This window comes from Flavobacterium sp. GW823-FHT06G12 (assembly GCF_058794775.1).
In genome coordinates this window covers 1,174,212-1,191,872 of the sequence record NZ_JBXAHE010000001.1, presented here as the reverse complement: position 1 = coordinate 1,191,872, position 17,661 = coordinate 1,174,212, and the positions used below count along the sequence as shown (strand labels likewise).

Annotated in this window: 17 protein-coding genes; 4 read left to right on the top strand and 13 right to left on the bottom strand. The window is 32.7% G+C overall.

The features are described 5' to 3' along the window. Positions 1–228: 228 nt before the first annotated feature. Positions 229–2,001, top strand: a complete 1,773-nt coding sequence (locus AC1Q5Z_RS05110) for a chloride channel protein (protein ID WP_492443986.1) — start codon at positions 229–231, stop codon at positions 1,999–2,001. A gap of 28 nt (positions 2,002–2,029) precedes the next feature. Here AC1Q5Z_RS05110 and AC1Q5Z_RS05105 read toward each other — a convergent pair whose 3' ends face one another. The 5 genes from AC1Q5Z_RS05105 to AC1Q5Z_RS05085 all read right to left on the bottom strand — a co-directional run bounded on the left by AC1Q5Z_RS05105 (position 2,030) and on the right by AC1Q5Z_RS05085 (position 6,099). Continuing rightward, complete coding sequence (locus AC1Q5Z_RS05105) at positions 2,030–2,500, bottom strand: response regulator (protein WP_492443985.1); 471 nt, start codon at positions 2,498–2,500, stop codon at positions 2,030–2,032. A gap of 316 nt (positions 2,501–2,816) precedes the next feature. Next, positions 2,817–3,401: a hypothetical protein gene (locus tag AC1Q5Z_RS05100; protein ID WP_492443984.1), complete on the bottom strand. Its 585-nt coding sequence runs from the start codon at positions 3,399–3,401 to the stop codon at positions 2,817–2,819. 55 nt (positions 3,402–3,456) lie between these two features. Next, a complete protein-coding gene (locus AC1Q5Z_RS05095; RefSeq protein WP_492443983.1) occupies positions 3,457–4,032 on the bottom strand; it encodes a DUF6705 family protein in 576 nt (191 codons plus the stop codon). Between the two features lie 56 nt (positions 4,033–4,088). Further along, a complete protein-coding gene (locus AC1Q5Z_RS05090) occupies positions 4,089–4,664 on the bottom strand; it encodes a DUF6705 family protein (protein WP_492443982.1) in 576 nt (191 codons plus the stop codon). Between the two features lie 7 nt (positions 4,665–4,671). Beyond that, positions 4,672–6,099 carry a hypothetical protein gene (locus AC1Q5Z_RS05085; protein WP_492443981.1) on the bottom strand — a complete coding sequence of 476 codons (1,428 nt, stop codon included), beginning with the start codon at positions 6,097–6,099 and terminating at the stop codon, positions 4,672–4,674. Positions 6,100–6,457: 358 nt separating this feature from the next. Between AC1Q5Z_RS05085 and AC1Q5Z_RS05080 the strand changes: the two genes are divergently transcribed. Both AC1Q5Z_RS05080 and AC1Q5Z_RS05075 read left to right on the top strand, forming a co-directional pair. After that, positions 6,458–6,706 carry a ribbon-helix-helix domain-containing protein gene (locus tag AC1Q5Z_RS05080; protein ID WP_198855816.1) on the top strand — a complete coding sequence of 83 codons (249 nt, stop codon included), beginning with the start codon at positions 6,458–6,460 and terminating at the stop codon, positions 6,704–6,706. Then, entirely contained in the window at positions 6,699–6,977 is a 279-nt protein-coding gene (locus AC1Q5Z_RS05075; RefSeq protein WP_278021800.1) for a type II toxin-antitoxin system RelE/ParE family toxin, read from the top strand. Before AC1Q5Z_RS05080 ends, AC1Q5Z_RS05075 begins: the two co-directional genes overlap by 8 nt. 143 nt (positions 6,978–7,120) lie before the next feature. On the opposite strand, the gene AC1Q5Z_RS05070 is transcribed toward AC1Q5Z_RS05075, so the two are convergent. From AC1Q5Z_RS05070 to AC1Q5Z_RS05035, 8 genes are all read right to left on the bottom strand, one after another. Beyond that, positions 7,121–10,063, bottom strand: coding sequence for an Ig-like domain-containing protein (locus AC1Q5Z_RS05070; RefSeq protein ID WP_492443980.1), 2,943 nt, complete (start codon positions 10,061–10,063; stop codon positions 7,121–7,123). Between the two features lie 460 nt (positions 10,064–10,523). Further along, positions 10,524–11,546 (bottom strand): META domain-containing protein, encoded by a 1,023-nt coding sequence (locus AC1Q5Z_RS05065; RefSeq protein ID WP_343587739.1) that lies wholly within the window; start codon positions 11,544–11,546, stop codon positions 10,524–10,526. 325 nt (positions 11,547–11,871) lie between these two features. Beyond that, positions 11,872–12,591: a hypothetical protein gene (locus tag AC1Q5Z_RS05060; protein WP_492443979.1), complete on the bottom strand. Its 720-nt coding sequence runs from the start codon at positions 12,589–12,591 to the stop codon at positions 11,872–11,874. Between the two features lie 41 nt (positions 12,592–12,632). Continuing rightward, positions 12,633–13,247, bottom strand: a complete 615-nt coding sequence (locus tag AC1Q5Z_RS05055; protein WP_343587743.1) for a YdeI/OmpD-associated family protein — start codon at positions 13,245–13,247, stop codon at positions 12,633–12,635. Between the two features lie 238 nt (positions 13,248–13,485). Beyond that, positions 13,486–14,910: an amino acid permease gene (locus tag AC1Q5Z_RS05050; protein ID WP_492443978.1), complete on the bottom strand. Its 1,425-nt coding sequence runs from the start codon at positions 14,908–14,910 to the stop codon at positions 13,486–13,488. 86 nt (positions 14,911–14,996) lie between these two features. Continuing rightward, positions 14,997–15,374, bottom strand: coding sequence for a hypothetical protein (locus AC1Q5Z_RS05045; RefSeq protein WP_492443977.1), 378 nt, complete (start codon positions 15,372–15,374; stop codon positions 14,997–14,999). Between the two features lie 83 nt (positions 15,375–15,457). After that, positions 15,458–16,096: an MEDS domain-containing protein gene (locus tag AC1Q5Z_RS05040; RefSeq protein WP_198855824.1), complete on the bottom strand. Its 639-nt coding sequence runs from the start codon at positions 16,094–16,096 to the stop codon at positions 15,458–15,460. Positions 16,097–16,142: 46 nt separating this feature from the next. Then, positions 16,143–16,841, bottom strand: a complete 699-nt coding sequence (locus AC1Q5Z_RS05035) for a DUF1826 domain-containing protein (RefSeq protein WP_343587753.1) — start codon at positions 16,839–16,841, stop codon at positions 16,143–16,145. 176 nt (positions 16,842–17,017) lie between these two features. Here AC1Q5Z_RS05035 and AC1Q5Z_RS05030 point away from each other — a divergent pair, with 176 nt between their 5' ends. Next, on the top strand, positions 17,018–17,626 hold the full coding sequence (locus tag AC1Q5Z_RS05030; RefSeq protein WP_492443976.1) for a hypothetical protein: 609 nt from the start codon (positions 17,018–17,020) through the stop codon (positions 17,624–17,626). The last annotated feature ends 35 nt before the right edge of the window (positions 17,627–17,661 follow it).

The following is a 17,661-nucleotide window of genomic DNA, read 5'->3' as shown; positions in this document are numbered from 1 at the left end:
ACATGGGTTTTACAAAATCTTTTAATGATGTTGCAGATTATAATTTGCAACAAAGTTTTTTAATACATTCTTCAGAAAAATCATTTTTCTAAATATTGTTTGTTAAAATTCTATTATAAAATGAAGCTGTGCCTTATCTTTGAAATTGTTGTTATTTTTATACGACTCTTACGGTCTTTTCAGACTTATTTTTAAATCTCAGCTTGAAAGCTAATACCATCATTCTTAATGCTTAAGAAAAAACTTTTACAAATTGAAGCCCTGCTAATTGTAGGAAGAAAAAAACTATCTCCAAAGCAATTCATATTTTTAGCTAGCGTTTTGGTAGGCATTTCTTCTGCATTTGCTGTTATACTTTTAAAATCTTTTGCCCACTCGGTTTACCTGTCTGCTTCGTATATCAATAGTATTCTAAAACTAAGCTTTATTAATTCTTTACTGCCCATAATCGGGATTATGCTTACGGTTTTAGTGGTAAAAAAAGTATTAGGAGGCACTATTGAAAAAGGAACTTCTCAGATTTTATATTTAGTGGCGCGCAAAGCCAGCATCGTACCTAAAAAACAGATGTATGCACAGATTATTACAAGTTCTCTTACCGTCGGACTTGGAGGATCTGCCGGATTAGAAAGTCCGATTGTTGTGACTGGCGCGGCATTTGGATCTAACTTTGCCCAACAGTTCAGATTAAGTTATAAGGACAGGACACTTCTTCTTGGATGCGGAGTTGCTGCAGGAATTGCAGCAGCATTTAATGCGCCAATTGCAGGAGTTTTATTTGCCGTAGAAGTCCTTTTGGTTGATGTAACCATTTCTGCCTTTACTCCTATTATGATTGCTGCTGCCACAGGCGCTCTAGTATCGACAATTGTACTTAATGAAGATATTCTGCTTACTTTTCGAGGACAGCAGACATTTGATTATTATAATATTCCCTTCTATATTCTCTTAGGCCTATTCACTGCCTTTCTTTCGGTATATTATTCACGAAATTTTCTAAAAACCGAACATTATTTTGCAGGGCTTAAATTAGGCATTTATAAAAAAGCTTTTGCAGGTGCTCTAGTTCTTGGGCTTCTTATTTTTATATTTCCGACTTTATTTGGTGAAGGGTATGAAAGCATTAAAACTCTTGCCGACACCAATCCGGGAGAACTGCTAAAAAACACTCTTTTTAAGGATTTTAGTGATAATGAGTGGGTTCTTCTCTGCTTTGTGGGGCTATCAATGATGCTAAAAGCTTTTGCATCGGGCATTACGCTGGGCAGCGGCGGAAACGGGGGAAATTTTGCGCCATCACTTTTTCTGGGATCTTATGCAGGCTATTTTTTTTCTAAGTTTTTAAATCTTACCGGACTAACAGACCTTCCAGTTAGCAACTTTGCAATTGTAGGTATGGCAGGAATACTGAGCGGACTTTTTCATGCACCTCTTACTGCCATTTTCCTTATAGCTGAGATCACTGGAGGATATGCTTTGATTATTCCTCTTATGATTGTAGCTTCTATAAGTTTTGCTATCTCAAAACGTTTTGAAAGACACTCTCTTGATGTAAAAGGACTTGTAAAAAAAGGGAATGTATTTACTAGCAATAAGGACACAAACATTCTTTGGACTTTGAAAATGGAATCTATTCTGCATCCAGATCCTAAAACCCTTTCTCCTGATGAAAACATGGAAGATTTACGAAATGTAATAAAAACTTCTGATCAGGGAATGTTTGCCGTTACGGTTGAAGAAAAACTTGTAGGAGTGATTTATTTTAGTGACATCAAAGAAATTATTTTCAATCAGATCGATGTTACTGTCAAAGAGCTTATGACCGCTCCTTGCGAAATAATTTCGTATACCGACAGTATGGAAACAGTAATGCAGAAACTTGAAAAAAGCAGTAAAAATTATCTGCCAGTAATCAAAGATGATCTTTATTATGGCTATATAGATAAAGGTGGCGCTTTAGAAGCTTATCGAAATCAGCTTAAGTCAATGATTTTTGAATAATATTATAAACTATTCATAAAGTATTGATTCAAAGAATATGAAATATTCTGCTGCCTTCATCAAAAGTCTCCCAGTTCATTTCTATTATATTTCTTGCCAGATTTTTAAGATCTCTATAATTACTCGGCTTGACAGCATAAAAATCTGCTCCATGTTCAAATGCTTTTTCAATGCTAGACCTCTCATTGTCGGTTGAATAAATAATGATCTTTATTTTCATACCCGATTCGACTTCTTTTCTGATTGCTTCGATGTACTGAAATCCCTCTACGCCCGGCATACTGGTATTGAGAAAAATAAAATCAGGGAGAATCTCCGACAATCTAGACAATCGATCTGCAAGCTGATTCTTGCTGCCAATTTCTAAAATCTCAAATGGCTGATCTAAAGTTAATAATGCTTCATGTAGCAGCATTCGGTCATCTTCGTCATGGTCAGCAATGCATATAATCTTTTTTGAATTTTGAGACTCAGGCATTATTTTTAGTTTGTCAGGCAAACATAAAACTATAATCTAAGAATCTGCAGCCGTTTATATTTCTATAATCCTTTGAAAATCTTTAAAAAATGGAATTACATCCGTTATCCGGTTAATAGTATTTAAAGGTACCTATACTATTATTAGAAAACAATATCGCTTTACAATTTCCATCTTTAAAATGGGAATTATGTAATTACAGCATAAGAATTTACGTTCAAAAAAATAAATCTGAATGATGTAAATTTTTACGTCTATGAAAAACTAAAATCCCATTTCTAACAAATGCTTTTTCTATGATCAGCTACCGAGTGAGAAAAAAAACTCATACCAAAGTTTAAATTTCTTCATGTATTATACATACTTTTGAAATACCTGTCCAGTAGCAGTATGTCCCCTCTTTTAGACCCTTTATTAGATCTGAAAATTGTTTTTCTAAATTTATTTCTTTATCAATAATAGTTATAAGTATCTGAACTTTTCTTCTTAATTCAGTTTTCTCTATTTGTTCTTTGGTTTGAGATTCAGGATAAATTTCTGAAAAATAAGCTTGCTTATTTATTGAGTCAATTTGAATATTAAACAATAAACTGTCACCGTCAAGAAAACCGATAGAATGACAATCTAAATCTTCATTGTATTTTTTTAAAGTTTCAATTCCTGCGTTTTTTAAATCAAGCATTAGTTTTTTAACTAGTACATTATCAAAACTGGTTTTGTTTATAATTTCTTTCCTTTTTCTCAATACTTTTCTCGTAAGTTTAGTTTCTAAAAAGCCTTCTACAAATCCATTTTGGTATTCAATTAATTTTATAGTTTGTGGCTTACCACAAAACGAAATTTCATATGATCGCCTTATATCTAAATTTTGAGAAAAAGTCTGCTGAAATATTAAAAATAGTAATATCGATATTTTTTTCATAGTTTCTAATTTTTAATCCTCAAGTAAAAAAAATACTTGAGGATTTTTATGTAAACTAATGCTTAGTAAGCATCAAACCGTCTTTGGGAAAAGTTAAATCTGCAACTTTGAATCCAGGACAAGAATCTTCTGAAATCATAATTTTATCTGGCTCATAGCCAAATGACATTGATGTCTTTGCTGTATTTTTTATACGAATAAATACTGTTCCCGCATTTCCACATATTGCATTTTTACCAGCAAAATCCAATGCGTAAACAGACAAATCTTTACCAAAATAAGAACCCGTAATAATGTAAGGACTACTATCTGGTAGGCTCTGCGTATTTTCTAAAATTGTGCCATTTGATGATGTAATTAAATATCGAATTCTCAATTCATCAAAAGTTACTTTATCATAAGTATAAGTGTATTTAGTTATGAAAAGAGTATAAGTTTTACCACCATAACTGCCTTTCCAAGTACCTATGTATTTGCCAAATAAATTATTTAGATCTTTTAGGTAGGTATTGTCAGGGATGCCATTTCCTGCTCTTCTATAATCAATTGCTTTTTCTACTGGTACAATAGTTTGTGCTTTACAGGATATTACTGAAAGTAGTACGAATCCTAATAGAAATATTTTTTTCATAGTCACAATTTTTTAATCCTCAAGTACAAAAAATACTTGAGGATTTTAGATATCAACTATTGTTTGGTCAGCTTTAAACCATCTTTAGGAAATGTTAATTCTGCGACTTTAAATCCTGGACAAGAATCTTCTGAAATCATAATTTTATCTGGCTCAAAACCAAATGATAAAATGTTTTTTGCTGAATTATCTATATGAATAAAGACTGTACCCGCATTTCCACATTGTGCTTTTTTTCCAGAAAAGTTAAGAGCATATGCCGTTAAATCTTTACTGAAATAAGAACCTTTTGCTATGTAAGGATTGGTATCGGGCATATTTTGCGTATTTTCTAATACAGTACCGTTGCTAGATGTTATTAAATAACGAATTAATAATCGATCACGAGTTACTGTTTCAAATTTAGAAGTTGTTTTTGTGATATATAAAGTGTAATTTTTTCCACCGTAACTACCTTTCCAAGTCCCTGTATATTTTGCCAGCAAATTATTCACATCTTTTAAGTAAGTATTATCTGGAATGCCTTCTCCAGCCCTTCTATAGTCGATTGCTTTTTCAACTGGCACTATGGTTTGTGCTTTGCAGGATATTATAGAAAATAATATTAGTCCTAGTAAAAATATATTTTTCATCTTTATTTTAATTACAGTTAGTTGTTGTTACTTTTCCTTTGCTATCTAAGGTTTTTTTTGAATTTCCAGAAGCATCAATTTTATAAAGCTCAATTCCATTGATTCCTATTTTTTCGCTTAAAAATTTTAAAAAACCTTTTTCAAGACCATTATTGTCTATTATTTCTTTGTAGGTATCATCAAGGGCAGTATCATCCCAGTTGATGCTGTTGGCTTTGATACTTACATTGTTTATATCCCCAGTAAATCTTAATTGATAAATTGCTGAACTTGAAACCATTGACCCGTAAATATCATTTATTGGAATGCCATATCTATTGGCATTTAAAATTAAAATTAGAAACATTTTCACATCGTAAGGAGAAAATATTTTTATAGGTTCTACTGGTTCTATTTTTCCATTTGCCAGTACCTTATCGTAAGGATCTAGATGATTGTGCAAGTATCCTACCGTATTGGCATCAGGCTTAAAATCTATTTTGTCTGCACCATCTATACTAGAAGCTCCAGTTAGTGCTGTAAAAGGGCCATTCTTACTTTGCATATATCCTGTTTCTACTTTTAAGTTTGTTTTTTTTCTTAGTTCTTCTATTTTGGCCGTAATATTGGCTATTGCCATTTGCGCTTTTATTTTAGCACAAGGGTCTGTTGCATTTGAACTTTGATCTTCTCCACCCTCGCTACCACTGCCAGTACCCGTGCCATGATTGGTGTAAGAACCAGTATCTGTGTAGTTAGAATAACCGCTACCTGTGCCATTGTAAATAATATATCCGCCTGAACTGGGATTCTGGTAATTATTGTATACCACAACTTCTTTTAACTGAATTCCTGTATCTGTGGTTCCTCCGCCATCAACATCGCATTCAATTCCGGCAGGACACGCAACACCTGACGGTGCCTTACCGGTTGTGTTTGCATTTTTTAGAACCAGCTTAACGGTACCATTTTCTATAAGTCTACCATTTTCAAAGCTAGCAGTTTTTACAAATCCTTTCTTTAAATCCCAAGCTGCTATGTAGCCGCTAAAAGTAGCACTATCTATTGATAAATCTTCTGGAGATCTACTCGTACCATTAGGAAATATTTCAAAGAGCAAAGCTTCATAATTGTTTTCGGAAAGTTGATAAATATACAATTTTTGCTCCCAAAGTTCTGTAGCGTCTTTTTTCGCTTCATTAACAGGGACTATGATTGTTTTGGTTCCATCTTTTGAATTCCTAATTTCGGCATCATTCCATTTATAATCTAAATTTTGTAATAATTCAAAATTATCACCATTAGATTCATAGGCTTTGAACCATTCTTTGGCAGACGAAAGAATTCTAGCATCTGTCTGCCCTACATCATTGTCATCTTTCTGGCACTTTGTAAAAGTGAAAGAAACCAATAAAATGACCATAAATCTTGCTGCATTGTTAATTTTTCTTCTCATATTTTGGCTTTTAAGTTACTAATATCTAAAACCTGTAAGAATTAGATGATACAATTGTAATAAGAAAAAATAAGAAAAAAACTATATTTTAAATATATTTACAAAATTTAATATAATAATTTACTTATAAAAAATCAAATACTTAGATTTTACTGGGAGTTTTATGTTTTTTTAAAGTTTGCATAAAAAAAGATAATGAGGGATAAAATTTGGAATTGCACAATTTTTTAAATATCCTCCGCTTGCACAAGTGAGGAGCAACTTACCCAAACAATTAATAAGAACTATTTTATCCCAATATGTTTTCCTTTTCAAAGTTTTGGTGTAAATTTACACCAACTTCAAAACTTATATTATTATGCCACGACAAAGTATATCATTAACAGCTCCTAATGACGAATGGTTAAAAAATCAGGTTAATACAGATGAATTTAGTAGTAAAAGTGAGGCTATTAACTATTTGATAAAGCAAGCACGTTCGAGAGAAGAATACTACGAGTTTGTAAGGGCAAAAATAGAAAAGGGAGAAAAAAGCGGTTTTGCAAAAAAACAAACCAGAGAAGAAATGTTAGCCGAATTTAAAAAAGATTTACCTAGTAATGTATAGCTATTATTTAAGTAGCGAAGCCAAAGAAGATTTAAAAAGAATTTATTATTATGGTGTTAGTAAGTTTGGCGTTAATCAAGCTGACAGCTATTTTAATATGTTTTATGATTGTTTTGAAAAAATAGAAGCAAATCCTTTTTTATTTCCATCTGCTGAACACATTAAAAAAGGATATCGTTATTGTGTTTGTGGTGTTGACACTATTTACTACCAAATTAACGGAGATAAACGGGTAGAGATTATTACCATTATCGGAAGGCAAGATTTTTAAAGCCGTTTCCCTTGCTGGCACGAACATCTCGCCCCGTGCACAGATAAAAGAGAAATGAGAATGAGCCCGATACCATATCGAGCTCATTATGATGAAATTTAATTATAAATTCATCTCCAGTATATTTTCTAAATTTTAATCTATCATTTAATAATCAATTTTTTAGAAACATTAAATGTATTAGAGTTAATTGTCACAATATATATCCCAGCGGTTAAATGATGACTGATTTTTGAAGATGAACTTATTTTGTTTACCAAAACTTTTCTTCCGGTGCTATCGGTAACTGTTACACTTGCTGTATCACCTGCTTCCAGTGGTGGCAAAACAATATTAAATTCATTATCAATTGAAGGATTTGGATAAATGCTAACTACAGTATTCTCAACCGCAACTTCAACAGGATTCACTTTTTTCGATGTCGAAGTGTTTTGAAACTGCCATTGTGCACTTTCCCAACTATTTTGACCTCTAAGATATTGTGCAGAACCATTTAGATTTTCAATATGAATCATTGCTGTTGTCTGCCATCTGTTTTTGATTCTTACCCAGGTTGCGTCTACATTTTCGGAAGACCATTGTGCGCTCCACCAGCTAGACTGACCTGCTGTACATTGTACCGCACCGGTTAAATTCTCAATATGCATTACATCTCCTGTACCTACATTTTTAATCATATAGTAAGTACCATCAATGGCCACTTTTTCCCATTTATAAGTATTGTCTGCAACTGTTGGACCGTATCCTACATTGTTTCCGGCATCGTATAAATAATTACCTGTCCATTTGTTTTTAATTGTAAAATAGCTTCCTGTTGCGGCATTTACAGTAATTGCTGCAGTACTCGTTTTATTTCCATCAACTGTTGTTACCGTAATGGTAGCGGTACCTGCTGAAACTGCAGTGACTAATCCTGATGAATTAACTGTTGCGACACCTGTATTGCTTGAAGTATAATTAACCGATTTATTAGTTGCATTTGAAGGCAAAACTGTTGGTGTTAGCTGCTGTGTTCCGCCTACCGCTAATGTAGCTGATGAAGGACTTAAATTCACACTTGTTACTGCTACATTTGATGAATTTACTGTTATTACAGAAGTAGCCGTTTTATTACCATCCTGAGTCGTTACGGTAATGGTAGCAGATCCCGAAGCAACTGCAGTTACTAAACCTGAACCACTTACTGTAGCAACACCTGTATTATTTGAACTATAACTTACTGTTTTATTGGTAGCATTGGCTGGAGAAACAGCAGGAGTTAATTGCTGTGTAGCACCAACACCTAGAGTTACTGCTCCTGGCGAAAGTGTTACACCAGAAACCGGAACATTTGTAGTTGAGCAGTTTGCGCCCTGCGTCCACGAAAATGTACCAATTGCACTAATTTCTTCATTAGTTGTGGCATTTCCGCCTCTATTAGAATAATTCATATTACAATAGGTACCGTTTCCGCTTGGAGAACCTGCAATAAGCACAAAATAGCCTCTGCCCCAGTTTCTGTTCAATACATTGTTATTTGGATATTCTTTACCCGTTCCGTTAACGGTTATGTCTTTAAAAGAAAGATTATAAATCCCATCTCCCGATCTTTTACTAATAGAAATAGCATCGTTTCTTGAATCTATAATATCAATGCTGTAAAGCTGAACGTTCTTAACCTGACTTCCGGCATTTGTAGCGCTAAAAATATCAATTGCCGCCACGGGATTATTGTAGGTATCATTAAAAGTTCCGCAGGCTGTTACGGTAATATCATGAATTTCGTGCATACCATCGTTGTTAAATGGTGCTCCCGGAAAATTATTACTTACTCTGATTCCTGCTTCCAGATTGTCTTTGATAATTAAATTGTAGCCTTTGTTGTTTTTCCCTCCATAAATAGCAAGTCCACAAGCTCGCCAACAGTTTTCTGAAGTATTGTATCTAAATGTATTATTGATACATTCGAGTCCGTCAGCAGACCAAATCGCCTGATCATCGTCTCCATTGTTTCTAAAATTACAATGTTCTACAATTGAATTCGCTGTTCCTTTACAAAGATTGATTCCATCAGCATAATTATTTCTAAAACGACAGTGCGATAATGTAAATCCGTCAGCAATTGCCGGCCCACCAGAATTGTATTGCGCAATCCAGGCACCACATTCAAAATGTTCTGCCCAGATATTTTTTACTATTGAACCACTTGTAAAAACTCCATTTATTGCTTTATAAGAATTACTTCTCGAAGCTGAATTTGTTGTAAGATATAAATCTGTGAACGAAATGTTACTTGCATTGGCACGTAATCCGCCATTTAAACTACTGGTATTGGTAAAATTAATCTGTGTGTACCACATTCCTGCGCCAATTAGCGAAGTGTTTGCTGAACCAAAATATAATTCTCGGTTAACATTATAAACTCCAGCTGGAACAAATATTTTTTTTCCGCCATTTGCATCAATAAAAGTTTGAAGATCACTACCATTTCCTGAATAAGTTACGGCACCTGCAGGAGCTGTAACAGCTGTTGGTACTGGTTCCATTTCTACAAAGTCAATATGGACATTACCTGATTCTCTCACCAATTTTAATGTTCCGTTTACAGCAATTTTAGCAGAAAGTTTATAACGAACTTCATCAAAACGCATTCTTGGGTTTTGATTTGTAATTCCGTTATTGTTCGGATTTCCATTGCTCCACAAGTATTCCCAAGACCAAGTTGAAGTCAAAGTAAGCGTTGTAAGCTTTGTGTTGCCATTATAAACCCCGATAGTTCCAGATTGCCCGTCAGGAACACTATAACGAATTACTAATCCATCGGCAGCTTCACTAAGCGTCCATTGAACGGTCGCGTTTGTGGCAGACATATTCACACACTGCTGATCTGAAGCTTCTGACTGAAGATCGGCCTGATTGTATGATTTTGCAGTAACTAAAGCACCATTAGACAATTGACCTAAATTTGCTTCGTACCTTTTATAAGGTGCATCATAATAACCGCGCTGGGCATAGGAACCTGAAGCAAAAAGAAGAAAAAAAAGCCATAATATAACATGGTAATATTGGGCTTTTCTCAAAAAAATAAAATGTAATTTGTTTCTCATAAGTTTTGGTTTATTAAATAGTTAGTACCTTACAAAAAGGCCATAACGAAACTATACTTAAAAAAGAAATTAAGGTAAAAATGGATAAAAAATCAAGATCTACAAAACGATTTTTTCATTATAAAAACCTAACAATCAATAAAATACATTTTTTACCAAAATAAAAAATCAAGAATCAATATAGATACAAATTTGATAATTTAAGGTTCTGAAAATGAGAATATAAAAAAATAACCTTCTTTCTTTAATCTCATTTGCTTCTAAGAATTTACTTGTATCTATTTCTCGAGAATCATCTGATTAGAAAACTTTATTTTTCTCAATTTGCAAATTCAGCCAAATCTATTTATTACAAAAACAATACATTTTATCCATAAAAAAACCAGTGAATCAACTTCACTGGTTTTCTATTAATTTTTAGAAATCATCTTCAATTTTAAGATGACTTATAGAACTGAATCTATTTTGTAATGCCAAACATCATGACCAATCTATCATTAAGATAAAAATTAAGCGTTTGGTCTGCTACATCAAAACGCAAGTCTTTATTGTTTAAATACGATAACATTTTTTGCTCTGTTTTATTTGCTTCTTCATCAATACATGCCATTCTTGTAGACGCTACTTTATCAAAAGAAATATGATCACCATTAGTTTCATAAGTTCCAGAGAAGTTGTTGCAACCTGAATTTCCGCTTACTTTCTTTTCTGCTGGGTTAAACTTAATAGAAGCTTTTCCGTAATCTTGTCCAACATTTTCTAGTGCAATTAGTTTCCAATTGTTTTTTGCAATAAAACTCCAAAGTTGGTCTTGAGTTGGTATAGAAAATTCCATAACGACTTTGTTCTTAGTATTTTTGAACTGTACTTTATTGTTTTTCTTTGCAATCTTGAACTTTTTGTTGGTGATCGCTGCGCTAAATTCTTTTTCTAATTTCATGCTTTCGTCATCACAAGCCATTAAAGTTCCCATAGGAGAATTGGTCTTAATTTGATTTTTTGAAGAAAGCTTCGTGTATTTTACGTTGAAATTATTACATCCGTTTTTACCGCTTATTGTTCCTGTTTCATCATTAATGGTAATAAATGCTTTTCTGCTGTTTACCTTTTTTCCATTTAACTGAGTTAAAATCATTTTGGTATTATAAATTCCGTTTTCCTTAGTTACAGGCGTTTTAGAAATTATGCTTTTCAGTTTATACTGGTATGCAGAAGCATCAGCCGGAATAGGTTCTGGTCTTTTGGTTTTCGTAACCAGTATCTCATATCGGTTTCCTTTTTCAAAATTAAAACCTTCAATATGATCATAAAATAATTGCCATTCTTTGTCATTATCATACTTTACCTGCAGACATTCCATTGGGCCAACACCCGTACATGGCACTTTACTTTCTTTTACAAACATTTTTAAACTTTCCTGACCATATGTAAATGTTGATAATAACACTACTACAAAAACATACATACATTTAAATCTTTTCATTTATTTTAATTTTTTAGAACACCGATTAAGCGCTCTGATTATTCAATGATTTTTTTGCAGGCACGAATTGTGCCACTTTAGAATAAAGGATGTTTTTAACTTTTTTTTATTATCCCTAAATTACGTTTTTTCTTTAACAATCTAACTACTACATACTAATAATCAGTTCATTGTTTTGTATAAGCAAAAAATCATCCTTCTGTTTTAGTTAAGGATGATTTAGTAGGATTTTTTATTGTATTTAAATTTAATCTGTCAGATATTAATTCCTTTAATAGATTTAAGATCGAATTTATCGAACGTTCAACTGAAAAACTTCTAGCTTTTAAAATAGCAGCGAAAAACCTTTGGTATATTTTATAAACAAATCTATTGCAACCAGAATAATGATAATTAGTATAAGAGCTATAAAATAGGTTTTTCTTTGAGCTCTTTTATCAAATTCAAAAGTTTTGGGATTAATAAAATTCTCTGCGTAAACTACGGGAGAAATTTTTATATGAGGACAAAATAAAGTGGCGCCTTGCAAAAAATGAGCAATTAACTGGTTTCTATTTTTCGGAATATAAGATAGTCCATTTTCAGCTGTAGAAAAATGAAGAGGAACTTTTACACCATCTTTAAAACCGAAAATATATCCTGGCGAATATTTTGTCCCAATTTTTCGATCAATATCGCTTACATAAGCTTCTTTGCTACATTCTAAGTCTTTGTACAAAATACTTTGAATCGTGCCATTAAATTGGTGATGGTGCAGACCATCTTTATCTACAGCAATCAAAATGACTTTTTTGTGCTTCTGACGTTCGTAATTTTTATAAAGTCCCCAAATGCCCCAAAGCAGTAAAGGGAAATAGATAAGATCGAATATCATTTCTCTATTAGACAAACTGCTATTGTGCTCCAACTGAATACTTAAAGGAACTCCAACAAATAGAGAAAGCATCGCGAGGCATAAAAGTCCAAACAGTAAATATATTACTACTGTAGCGGTGTTATTGCGCTCTGAAGATATTCTCGGAAAGTTTTCTTTATTATGAATCATTAATTTTATAAACTCTTGAGGAAACAAGCTGCTATTTGTGGTTATTTCTTAGATTGCCAAAATCTGTCTTTCCCTTCTGCAATCCACTCTAGCGATTGTGTAATTCTTTTATTTCTAGTTTCATCTGTCTTTGCATCTGCAATCCAAATAATATAATTTTTACGGAATGACGGCGATTTGCTTTCAAAAATCTCGATCGCTTTGCTGTCCTTTTTTAATGCATCCATAAATTCTTTAGGAGCCACAACTTCTGCAGCAGATTTTTCTTTTACAGGTTTAGGTTTAGCGGTTCCGTTTTCATTTAAAACCATTGCCTCTTTGATATATGCGGTTAATATCTCTTTACTTGGCAACTCCGATAAGTCTTTGATCTTGTCTAAATAGCCAAATTTTTTGCCCGCTTTTACACTTGCTTGAATTTCCTTGTCTTTCATCAATTCAGCTTTATATAAGCTAAAAGAACAATGTTGTTTAAAACCTCCCATCATAACTAAATGATCACCTTTATAAGAATAATGTGGTGTTCCCCATTTAATATTTTCTTCTACATCGGGGCAGGTACTAAAAATTACATCTCGTAAATGGTTTAAAATAGGTTTTGCAAAGTCTGCCATTTTTGCAATGTAAGCCGTAACATCTTTGTTATAATTTCCCATTGATTGAACTATTTAATTTTGTGATAAATTTTCAAAATGTTTTTATTATGCTCTAATACAAAATGTTTTACATTATTTTTTCGAGCTCATAACAAATCTACTTAATTGATTATTTAAAATATATCCTATTAAAAACATTTTATAAACATTATTTCATAAGATCCTTTAGAATTTGGGATGCAAACTTTATAAAAAATAAAAATCCCATTTCATTAGAAATGGGATTTTAAAAAACTACTTATTTTTTTACTTTAAATATTTTATAAAATACGAAAAGAATACCTAGCCAAATAGGAATCAATTCTACAGATATCTTCATGTTTGTCATCCACATGATGGCTAAAATACCTAGTAAAAATGCAAAACAGATGTAATTGCTTACTGGGTAAAATATTGAAGCAAATTTTGTTTTTGTATTTTCCTCGTCTTTTGCACGTCTAAATTGCAGATGCGTATACGAAATCATAACCCAGTTAATAACCAAGCAAGAAACTACTAAAGACATTAAAATGCTAAAAGCTTCTTCTGGCATTATTTTATTGATTAAAATACAGATTGCAGCAAAACAGGAAGAAATTAAAATAGCATTAACTGGCACAGAGTGTTTGTTTAACTTCTTTAAAAACTTTGGCGCACTTCCTTGATCTGCTAAACCAAATAACATACGCGAGTTACTGTATACACTACTGTTGTATACAGACAAAGCTGCAGTTAATACAATTAGATTAAGAACATTAGCGATAAGCTTTGTAAAAAAGATTTTCTGGCCAAATAACGTAAATTCCATTCCGTTTAAATTTTGAAAAACCATTACAAACGGACTACTATCTGTGGTAATTTGTCTCCAAGGTGACAAAGCAAATAAAATTACTAATGCACCAACATAAAATATAAGAATTCTATAAATAACCTGATTGGTTGCTTTTGGAATGTTTTTTTCTGGATTTTCTGCTTCAGCAGCGGTTATTCCAATTAGTTCTAATCCGCCAAAAGAAAACATAATCAGCGCCATTGCAGACAATAAACCTTGGAAATTTCCATTGGCCGTTTTTTCAAAGAAACCTTTTGGAAAAAAACCTCCATCGCTATATAAATTATGAATTGTAGCGTGTTCTCCTCCTGTTCCGCTTATTAGTAAATAAGTTCCAAAAAGAATCATAGCAATAATGGCAACTACTTTTATAATTGAAAACCAAAATTCTGTTTCTCCGTACACTTTTACAGAGGCAAAATTTAAAGCGTTAATAACCAAGAAGAAAAATAAACTGGATGCCCAAAGCGGAATTTCGGTCCACCAAAACTGTACATAAACACCAATTGCTGTAAGTTCGGCCATACTAACCAGAATATATAAAATCCAATAATTCCAACCTGATGCAAAACCAGCAAATGAACCGCAATATTTATAGGCAAAATAGCTAAAACTTCCCGAAACAGGTTCTTCAACAACCATTTCTCCAAGTTGTCTCATTATAAAAAAAGCGATAATTCCGGCAATGGCATATCCTAAAATAACAGACGGTCCCGCTAAAACGGCTGCTGGCCCAATACCAAGGAAAAGGCCTGTTCCTATAGATCCGCCTAAGGCAATTAACTGAATATGTCGATTAGTGAGTCCACGTTTAAGCTGAGTCTCTTCTGCAGCATCATGATTATTTTTCACAGATTAGATTTTAAAAGGATTTAAATGTTTTTGGAAATGTACAAAAAGCGAAGATAACTTAAAAAAGGAATCGTACAAAGAGTTTGTTAGAATACAAAAACACAAATAAAGAATAATAAAATAGTAAAAATAATGTACCTCAAAATATATTTACCGTTATGAGCCTCGCATTTTTCTAATAGCTTCTCGTATCTATTATTAAAAAACAAAATAAAATAATTGGCTAAAAATGCTGGAATAATAAAATACATTAATGCTTCTCTTTTTATCGTTAAGCTTTTTTTTTCATAAAAATCGCCCAATTCTAAAGGTAATACGTTTTTCAAAATTATAGCAATTGTCATAAAATTGATGCATAAAAAAGCGCTCAAGTACATTATGGTATTAAATTTCCAAAAACCATTATTTGCAATCTTAGATTGTGCAACTGCATCTACACAAATCTTATCGTAAATTTTTACCATTCTTAAAAACTCATTTTAAATCTATTTTAAGATTGCTTTCTATATTGCAACAATTGTATATCAACAATAAACGATAAGTAGTTTTAGGATTTGAGTGGGCCTGATGGAAAATTAGAAACGCTTGAAATCAATGCCAAAGGCTCAACATAATTTGGATTTTTGCTGATCTTTCCATCTTTGATAACGTAAGGATGCGTAAGCAATATATCTGTAAGTGTGCTTTGGCTAAAGCTATTGATATCGTACATGCAGATTAAAGATACAGAGTGTTTTGGAGTAAGCAAATTTAGACTGGCCTCATATTCTAAGAGTTCGTCAGTTCCAGGCAAATTCTTGAGCGCCCATACCATATCACCGCAAGCTCTTGTACTTTCGTAACCAGCTCTTGAAGCCGATAATAAAGTTTGTTCTAGCATTTTATACATTTTTTCAGCCGCAAAAGTGCCATCCTTAATATATGTATTTTCAGAAGCCAGAACTTCAAATTGACCACTCGAAAGTTTTTCGGTAATAGATACTCCATTATTGGTAAGGCAGCGGCAATGTTCACTATGACGATTTCCTTCAAGAATGTTAATTACTTTTTCATTCTTTTCTAAGCCTTCCAAAATGTACGGAATGATTACCTCATATTGCTGTTCTTTGGAATCGAAAAAACCGCAAATGTGCATTGGAGCCGACAAAGATTCTCCACAGACTGAAAAAGATGTTTGTTTATTCATACATCAAATATATATAATTAATTTTCGTCAGTGCAATTTTTCTCTTTTAACAAATCAACAAAAGTCTATATTCGCCATCATTTTCCTTTGGCGCTCTATGAATACAAGGCTGTACTTGCTGTTTTGGATGATCAACAGCCAAACGCCAAAGATGCATTTGCCCTAAATTAATAGGTTTTGCATCTTTCTGAAGCTGATAATGCAAATCAAAGTAGTTCTCTTTCAAAAAGTCTTCGAACCCTGCTTCTGCTCCATCATGCAATTCTTTTAGTTTTGTTCTAATTTCTGGAATTAGAATTTTCTGCTTTGCTTGATCATTAGCTACAATATCGCTTGCTGCTCCGTGATAGGTACACAAAAAAGTATCTGTTGCAATTGGAGAACGATCGACATGAAATGAATATACGTCAGTAGATATGAAATTGAACTCGTCGTCGCGTTCGTAGCACTTTAATAAATTAAGAGAAGGCGAAGCTCCAAAATCAGTTAATAATTGCAAATCGTTTAAGATAATTTCTCTTGCTATATTTCCTTTTTCTGATAATTGAAGCGCGATTAGATCTTCTGGAAATACTTCTGTTATATTTTCTTTTAAAATCAATTGGTTTACAATCTCTTGAAAATCGCCATCCAAATTTCTGTACCAGCATAACGCATTCATTTCTCCTTTGAAATCGGTATTTATAAGCTCAGAGAAAGTAGAGACTATACCTATTTGGCTGTTGGAAGAAAATGCATTATTCATAATTTGGATATTAAGATCAATTACAAAAATATGCAATAGCAATTACTTTTAAAATCTTTACACTTCTAATTTCATGTATTCGATTGCCATAGCTTTTCAATCGTAAATAACCATGAAATCAGGTATTGCTTTCTGCTTTTGAGGTTGGTAAATTTGCTATGAACTCAAAAAATTATATGATGAAATGTAGTAATATCGATGATTTTAAAGCAATGAAATCATTTTCTTTTAAAAATAAAACAGTACATTTTGCAAAACAGCTTTTTTATGTTTCCATTCTTTCGATACTTTTCTCAGCTTGTTCGAGCAATGACAATGAATCGAATAACAATCAATCTGAATATTATTTTAAAGCCACTTTAGACGGCCGCAAAATAAATTATTATGATGCCAATTTTCAGTTCAGCGGTAATAATGGACGTTTTGAACACATTATAATTGGAGGATTTGAAACACCGTATCCTAAAACTCCTAGCCAGCTCGCGCCCAACTCATTAGATTTTGAAATATGGAGAACAGGAGGAAATATTGCTGAAGGAACTTATTCTACTCCTCTCGAACCAGAAATGATTGCTCGATATGCTGTTCAAACAAAAGAGGGAACTATTGTTTATAACACTTCAATTGCTGATGACGTTTTTACAGTAAAAATTGAATCTATTAGCGAAAAAGGCATTAAAGGTACATTTTCTGGAAAGCTAAGAAATATGGATTCAGGAGTAGTCGTAGAAGTTACTGAAGGATCTTTTTATCTTCCTGATTCAGTTTTAGTTAATCCATCATAAGATCTTCAAAAAAGAAAAGGTGTCTGAACTTCAAA

Coding starts and splice junctions, on each gene's coding strand:
- AC1Q5Z_RS05110 (WP_492443986.1), top strand. CDS start 229: ATGCTTAAGAAAAAACTTTTACAAATTGAAGCCCTGCTAATTGTAGGA.
- AC1Q5Z_RS05070 (WP_492443980.1), bottom strand. CDS start 10,063: ATGAGAAACAAATTACATTTTATTTTTTTGAGAAAAGCCCAATATTAC.
- AC1Q5Z_RS05045 (WP_492443977.1), bottom strand. CDS start 15,374: ATGGTAAAAATTTACGATAAGATTTGTGTAGATGCAGTTGCACAATCT.
- AC1Q5Z_RS05075 (WP_278021800.1), top strand. CDS start 6,699: ATGTATAGCTATTATTTAAGTAGCGAAGCCAAAGAAGATTTAAAAAGA.
- AC1Q5Z_RS05085 (WP_492443981.1), bottom strand. CDS start 6,099: ATGAGAAGAAAAATTAACAATGCAGCAAGATTTATGGTCATTTTATTG.
- AC1Q5Z_RS05030 (WP_492443976.1), top strand. CDS start 17,018: ATGATGAAATGTAGTAATATCGATGATTTTAAAGCAATGAAATCATTT.
- AC1Q5Z_RS05040 (WP_198855824.1), bottom strand. CDS start 16,096: ATGAATAAACAAACATCTTTTTCAGTCTGTGGAGAATCTTTGTCGGCT.
- AC1Q5Z_RS05065 (WP_343587739.1), bottom strand. CDS start 11,546: ATGAAAAGATTTAAATGTATGTATGTTTTTGTAGTAGTGTTATTATCA.
- AC1Q5Z_RS05095 (WP_492443983.1), bottom strand. CDS start 4,032: ATGAAAAAAATATTTCTATTAGGATTCGTACTACTTTCAGTAATATCC.
- AC1Q5Z_RS05100 (WP_492443984.1), bottom strand. CDS start 3,401: ATGAAAAAAATATCGATATTACTATTTTTAATATTTCAGCAGACTTTT.
- AC1Q5Z_RS05055 (WP_343587743.1), bottom strand. CDS start 13,247: ATGGGAAATTATAACAAAGATGTTACGGCTTACATTGCAAAAATGGCA.
- AC1Q5Z_RS05060 (WP_492443979.1), bottom strand. CDS start 12,591: ATGATTCATAATAAAGAAAACTTTCCGAGAATATCTTCAGAGCGCAAT.
- AC1Q5Z_RS05035 (WP_343587753.1), bottom strand. CDS start 16,841: ATGAATAATGCATTTTCTTCCAACAGCCAAATAGGTATAGTCTCTACT.
- AC1Q5Z_RS05090 (WP_492443982.1), bottom strand. CDS start 4,664: ATGAAAAATATATTTTTACTAGGACTAATATTATTTTCTATAATATCC.
- AC1Q5Z_RS05080 (WP_198855816.1), top strand. CDS start 6,458: ATGCCACGACAAAGTATATCATTAACAGCTCCTAATGACGAATGGTTA.